Source organism: Acetatifactor sp. (genome assembly GCF_982438285.1).
In genome coordinates, this window is record NZ_CEWDFQ010000196.1 from 1 (window position 1) to 5829 (window position 5829).

Annotated in this window: 3 protein-coding genes and 1 pseudogene; all 4 read right to left on the reverse strand. The window is 54.0% G+C overall.

Going from position 1 to position 5829, the window contains the following annotated elements:
• Positions 1-376, reverse strand: a pseudogene (locus tag AC1WIP_RS10305) (hypothetical protein); the annotation flags it as partial.
• Between the two features lie 3 nt (positions 377-379).
• Positions 380-2308 carry a leucine-rich repeat protein gene (locus tag AC1WIP_RS10310; RefSeq protein WP_481141746.1) on the reverse strand — a complete coding sequence of 643 codons (1929 nt, stop codon included), beginning with the start codon at positions 2306-2308 and terminating at the stop codon, positions 380-382.
• A 232-nt stretch (positions 2309-2540) separates the two neighbouring features.
• The gene (locus tag AC1WIP_RS10315) at positions 2541-3098 is read right to left on the reverse strand and encodes a hypothetical protein (RefSeq protein WP_481141747.1); all 558 of its coding nucleotides are present in this window, start codon (positions 3096-3098) and stop codon (positions 2541-2543) included.
• A 42-nt stretch (positions 3099-3140) separates the two neighbouring features.
• Positions 3141-5717 (reverse strand): SpoIIE family protein phosphatase, encoded by a 2577-nt coding sequence (locus AC1WIP_RS10320; protein ID WP_481141748.1) that lies wholly within the window; start codon positions 5715-5717, stop codon positions 3141-3143.
• Positions 5718-5829 lie beyond the last annotated feature (112 nt).

The following is a 5829-nucleotide window of genomic DNA, read 5'->3' on the forward strand; positions in this document are numbered from 1 at the left end:
GCATCACGGGATAATCAATGACTGTTCCGTCAATGGCAAGCCACCCAATCATATCAGGGTTTATCTCATACAGAGATCCGTATTTCGACAATATCTCCGGCTTTTGGGGTTTTATCTTTGGCGCTGCCGTTTCTGCTCCAAACCCATTTTCAGGTTCTCCCTCTTTTGACGCAGCAGCTTCTTCAGCCTCAAGGATATTCTGGAGGGCCTCCTGCACATCCCGCGTAGTCCTGTCCTGGTAAAAGCACAAAACGCCATATCCTGCCAGCCCTGCCGCAGATACGATAAATACAATAACACACAGCAGACGAAAAAGTCTGCGTCTCCGCTCCTGATTTTTTCTTTCTCCTATGTCTTTGCTGCTTTTCTCTTCCATATGCTACCTGATACCCGGTTTCCGTTTCTTCCCGGTTGCTGCAATCCCGGCTCCCGAGGCCAGCATCAGACCAAGCAGTCCGGACGCCGGTGATTCAGTCCCGGTCTTTGGCACAGCATCCTTTTTATCCGGCGTGGCTGCTGTTTCGCTGCCGCTGTCGGCGTGATCATCCGCTGCATGGTCACTCTCACTGTCGCCGCCAGAGACAGTTCCATCACCGCCGGAGACGGTCTCATCGCCGCCGGAGACGGTCTCCCCCACAATGGAAACTGTAGTTTCCGCAGAACCGTCCGTCCACAGGATAGCAATGGTATGTTCTCCCGGCGAAAGCGCATTCAGATATTCCGCCTTTAAGGTGATAACCGTTGATCCGGAGCTTGCTTCATAATTGCCAATATCCAGCAGGACTCCGTCCACAGTTACGCCTGTAAATTTCGCATAATCACCGTCTCCCCTGATGACAAGGCCGTCGGTGCTTCCCTTTGTCCAGCTTTGCCCCGCGCCTTCCATGATCCTGTACTCCGGCGTTTCCGGCGTCTGCGGCTCACTTGCATTTACCGTCAGCTTCGCCGCATTGCTCTCTGCGCTCCCCATGGAGTTGGAAACCACACACCGATACTGCCAGCCGTTCCAGCCTTTCTGTGCAGCCGTCACCGTATATGTTTGCTGGTTTGCCCCTTGTATATCCGCCCAGCCGGTTCCGTCGTTCACCTGCCACTGATAGACAGGCTCTGTTCCTCCCGCCGCCACGGTAAAGGACGCCGTGCCTCCCTCCTCCACGGCTGCGTCGGAAGGATGCTGCGTGATAATTACAGGCGCAATAATATCGCTATATACTGCCGTTACTTCCACCGCATTTTTTGGCATGACAAATGTGGTCGTGCTGCTTTTTGCGTCTGCAAGATCAACCTCGCCGCTTACGACCTGCCATTCCGAAAATACTTTGCCCATCTCCGGTTCATCCGCGGTTATCGTCACCGTCACTCCGCTTTCGTACGTTCCATCTCCTGTCCCGTTATTTACCGTTACGGATGCTTTTACTACATTTACCGTCAGCTTCGCCGCATTGCTCTCTGCGCTCCCGAGATCATTGGAAACCACACACCGATACTGCCAGCCGTTCCAGCCTTTCTGTGCAGCCTCCACCGTATATGTCGATTGGTTTGCCCCTTGTATATCCGCCCAGCCGGTTCCGTCGTTCACCTGCCACCGATAAGAGAGAGGCTCTGTTCCTCTCGCTGCTACGGTAAAGGACGCCGTGCCTCCCTCCTCCACGGCTGCGTCGGAAGGCTGCTGCGTGATACTGGGCTCAACCTCCCTTTCTATTAGCTTTACAGAAAAGGGCAGACTAATGTTGCTGATATCAAGTCCCTTCGGATAGGAAAATGTCTCCAAGCTGTCACAGGACAGAAATGCATTCGCTCCTATCGATGTCACATTATCGGGAATCTCAATAGTTGTAAGCGAGCTACAGGACTCAAATGCATTCGCTCCTATCGTCGTTAGACTTTCAGGCAACTCAATGCTGTTAAGACTGCTACACGCCGCAAATGCTCTCGCTCCTATCGTCGTTATGCTGCTGGAAGTGATCTTAACGCTCTTAAGATCATGAAAGGTCTCAAATGTGCTCGCTCCTATCGTCGTTATGATATCGGAAGTGATCTCAACACTCTCCACATTTTCTACATAAGTAAGGCGTGGTATATATGTTGTGTTACCTGCAATAACAAGCGTCTTTAGCGAATCTCTCAAGTCAAGCAGGTCTATAGAATCAAAATCCGCATTTACTTCTACCGTGAATACCCCGGTGTCCTCATCCCACTTATACGCTTTGACCGTCAGCGGTGATGCTATATTCACCAACGTACACACAAGAACCGCCGCAAACAGGGCTGCACCTATCCGTTTCCTCCATCTTTTCCTTTTTTTCATACTAGCTCTCCTTTTCCTGATTTTCCAAAAAAAGAACCCTCCCATCCCGTCTGGAATGTAGAAGATTCTTTTGATTATTCCAAAAAATGGACGCAGAAAATACAGCTAAGGTTCCGCCTGACCAGGTCTGTCCTATCCTGCATTTTCTGTTACCCCCTTTTGTATTTGGATTATATGGAATTATTTTACTATAAACCAGACCGCATTTCAAGGAAAATAAAGCATTTTCCGGCTAGCAGTAGCACAGGTAGATGTATCTGCCTCCGGCTTTCTCGTTTAAGTCCTGGGGAAGCATGGTGTAGCCTGCCGGCGCCGGCGGGTTTGCCTTAGATGCGCTCATCACCTTTATGTCGCGGATGGCGTTCTCTTTCCCCCTTCGTATGCACAGGTAAATGTATCTGCCCCCGGCTCCCTTGTTTAAGTCCATGCCAAGCTTCTCAAAGCCTGCCGGTGCAGGCACTTTGTCATTCTTTCCCGAAACCACTGCAAGTCCGTTTATGGCCTTTGCCGCATCGGTGCCCCGTTTCACAGCAAAGTAGATGTAGTCTCCGCCTGCCCCCTCGTTTAAGTCGCCGTCGATTTTTTCATAGCCTGCGGGAATGTCCGCCTTGTTCTTCTTCCCTGCATTGATAATGATGATGTCCTCGATTACCGGCTCTGCCAGCGCCTTTTCCAGCGTCTTTTCCACCGCCTCCTTGAGGCCCGTGTCCGCCCCGCCGGGCGCGGCTATGCCTTTGAGCTTATCAAGCCCCATTTCCTTCTGTAAATTGTCCATATTGAATCCTTCCATGTCCGTTTCCTCCTTTATATCTGTTTTCCCATTCCTTTCCCTTCAGGCATCCTGCTTCTCTATCAGAAAGCGGTTTACGCCGCCTGAATATTCATAAACCACACTGTCCATGCGCTTTTTCACCAGGTAGATGCCAAGCCCCCCTTCCGTCCGCTTCTTAAGAAGCTCCTCCACGTCCGGGTCGGACCGCTTCAGCGGGTTGTAGGGAACGCCGTCGTCCTCAAAGAGAATGGACGCCCTGCGCTCCTGCACCCGCACACCCACAGTGACCTCAGATGCGCCGCTGTAATAGCAGATGTTTGAAAAGATCTCATCCACCGCAAGCTTAAGCTTCACGATGGTCTTCATAGACACGTCCTTTTTCTGAAGCTGCTCCTCCACAAAATCTGTAAACTCCCGCATATGCCCCATGTCCGGCCGCCCGGTCTTTTCGGCGAAGCCCTCTCTTCTGTAGACGAGGGCGAGCATGGTGATATCGTCAAACTGCTGTGTCTCCCCCTGGAAGTCTGCCAGTTCCTTCTGCAGAGCCAGGCAGATTTCCTCCGGCTCCTCTTTTGCATGGCTGTTTAAAAACGCCTCCAGCCTTTCCTCCCCGAACATTTTCTGCTGTGCGTCGTTTGCCTCAGTGACGCCGTCCGAATACAAAAAGAGCTTGTCCCCCCGTTTCAGGAAAAGCTTCTTCTCCTGATACTGTGAGGTCGCTAACCCCGCCAGGATGAAGCCGCTGCGCTCTGTAAGCCACCGGTACTGTCCTGTTTCCCTGGCCCAGCATAAGGGGCTGTTATGCCCGGCATTGACATAGGCAAGGCGCCCGGTGGAAAGCTCCAGCACCCCCAGCCATGCGGTGAGGAACATACCGTTCTCATTGTTCCTGCACAGCTCCCGGTTCACCTGCTCGAAGGCCTGCGCCGGCCCTTCCCCCTGCATCAGATGAGTGCGTATCAGGGTCATGGCCACCACCATGAAAAGCGCCGCCGGGACGCCCTTGCCGGATACATCCGCCACCAGGAATGCCAGATGGTTTTCATCGGTCAGGAAGAAATCATAGAAATCCCCTCCCACCTCCTTTGCCGGACGGGTCTGTGCATAGATGTGGAATTCTTCCCTGTCTGTGAGTATTTTATGGCAGTCCGGCAGCATGTCCGCCTGAATGCCGGTGGCTACAGAAAGCTCCGTCCGGATGCGTTCCCGCTCCGCCGTGATTTTTGCCAGGTTCCCGATATAGGCTTTCAGCTGCACCCGCATATGGTTGAAGGCATTGCCCAGCTCCTCCACCTCGTCCCCGGTGCGGATGTGTATCTCCCCGTCCAGACTGCCGCCGTCCATCCTGGCTGCCTCCTTTGTCAGCTCCCGGATGGGCCTGCTGAGCCTGCCTGCCAGGCCGATGCCCGCTGCTCCCGCCAGCAGAAAGGTAAGGAGCGTGGTAGCCGCAGACCCCCAGAAGGTGTTTTGGATGGAAGCGTCCACTTCCGCTGATACGCTGTCTGCCAGGGCGAGGATTGCCTGCTCGCTTTCCCGGGCCGGAGCCGCCACCTCCTCCACGTCCATGACAATGGCAAAGCTCCAGTCAGGCTGCGTCAGAGGGGCATAGGCAAGGTAGACTTCCCTGTCATCCAGCGTAAGGCGCACCAGGCCGCTTCCGCCAGAAGTCATGTCCCAGGCAGCATCCGCAAGCTGCCTGTTTGGGCTGTTCCTTAAGTCCGTCCCCTCCGGTGCAGCCGCTGTCTCCCCGGTATCTTTACCGGATACCATGACCTGCCCGCTTTCATTGATCAAAAAAGCGTAGCCGCTCTCCCCTATGGCAGTGCTTAAAACCTCTCCGTGGATAGTGTCCAGATAGGAGCCGATGCCCGCCACTGCCACAATCTCCCCGCCCACATAGACAGGCTGGGCACACACGATGCACTCCCGGTTCTCATGGACGTCCATAATTACCTCGGAGAATACCACCTCCCCCATCTTTTTCAAAAGGGCATACTGGAACCACTGTCTGTCCGCCGCCTCGTAATAGTCCGGGATTTCGTTTTCCCCGGAATATTTGCTGCAGGGTATGTAGTCCGCCTGTATCATCCAGCCGCTTCTGGTAGCCAGGTATGTGGAGGAAATCATGTCGTTTACCCCATTGTACTGTACCAGTAAATCCTGCAGGTTTCCCAGCTTTCTGATTTCTTCTTCCTGTTCCTGAGTGGGACTTGGCAGGGCAGGCTCCCCTGAAGGGGAGTGTGAAAGCTCTGCCGACCAGAGCAGCTGTGCCGCCAGCTCATGGCTTCCTGGCACCGGGAGCGCCACCTCCCTGTCCGGGTAAGCCTGGGGATTTTGGTAGATATCCTCTGCCAGCTGAGCGATGGCATGAACGCCTGCTGTCACGGCATGGAATTTTTCTTCGATGAGCGCCGCTTTTTCCGCAGCCAGGCTGTTCAGGTGTTCTCCCGTCATTTCCTCCAGCGCCCCTTCTGCGTTCCGGGCCGCCGTCTGCCCCAGGGCCATGCTCTGGCTGTTAAACACAGTCTTTATGGCAGTGAGGTTCCCGAGGGCCAGCAGGCTGTTTACAAGAAGGGCCGCCAGCACGGAGGTTAGGAGCAGGGCTGTGATTTTGCGGCGGATGGTGTGATGTTTCATTTGGCTTTATCTCCCTTCTATCCAGCATGTCTGCGAGATGTCTTTCCCTTTCTTCTCTGTTACCAATGATTCCCCCGGAAAAGCTCTGCCTCCTGCTCGCCCATTCCATCTC

What these genes read in the sequence shown, in the direction of transcription:
- AC1WIP_RS10310 (WP_481141746.1), bottom strand. Translation starts at nt 2,308, where the DNA reads ATGAAAAAAAGGAAAAGATGGAGGAAACGGATAGGTGCAGCCCTGTTT.
- AC1WIP_RS10315 (WP_481141747.1), bottom strand. Translation starts at nt 3,098, where the DNA reads ATGGAAGGATTCAATATGGACAATTTACAGAAGGAAATGGGGCTTGAT.
- AC1WIP_RS10320 (WP_481141748.1), bottom strand. Translation starts at nt 5,717, where the DNA reads ATGAAACATCACACCATCCGCCGCAAAATCACAGCCCTGCTCCTAACC.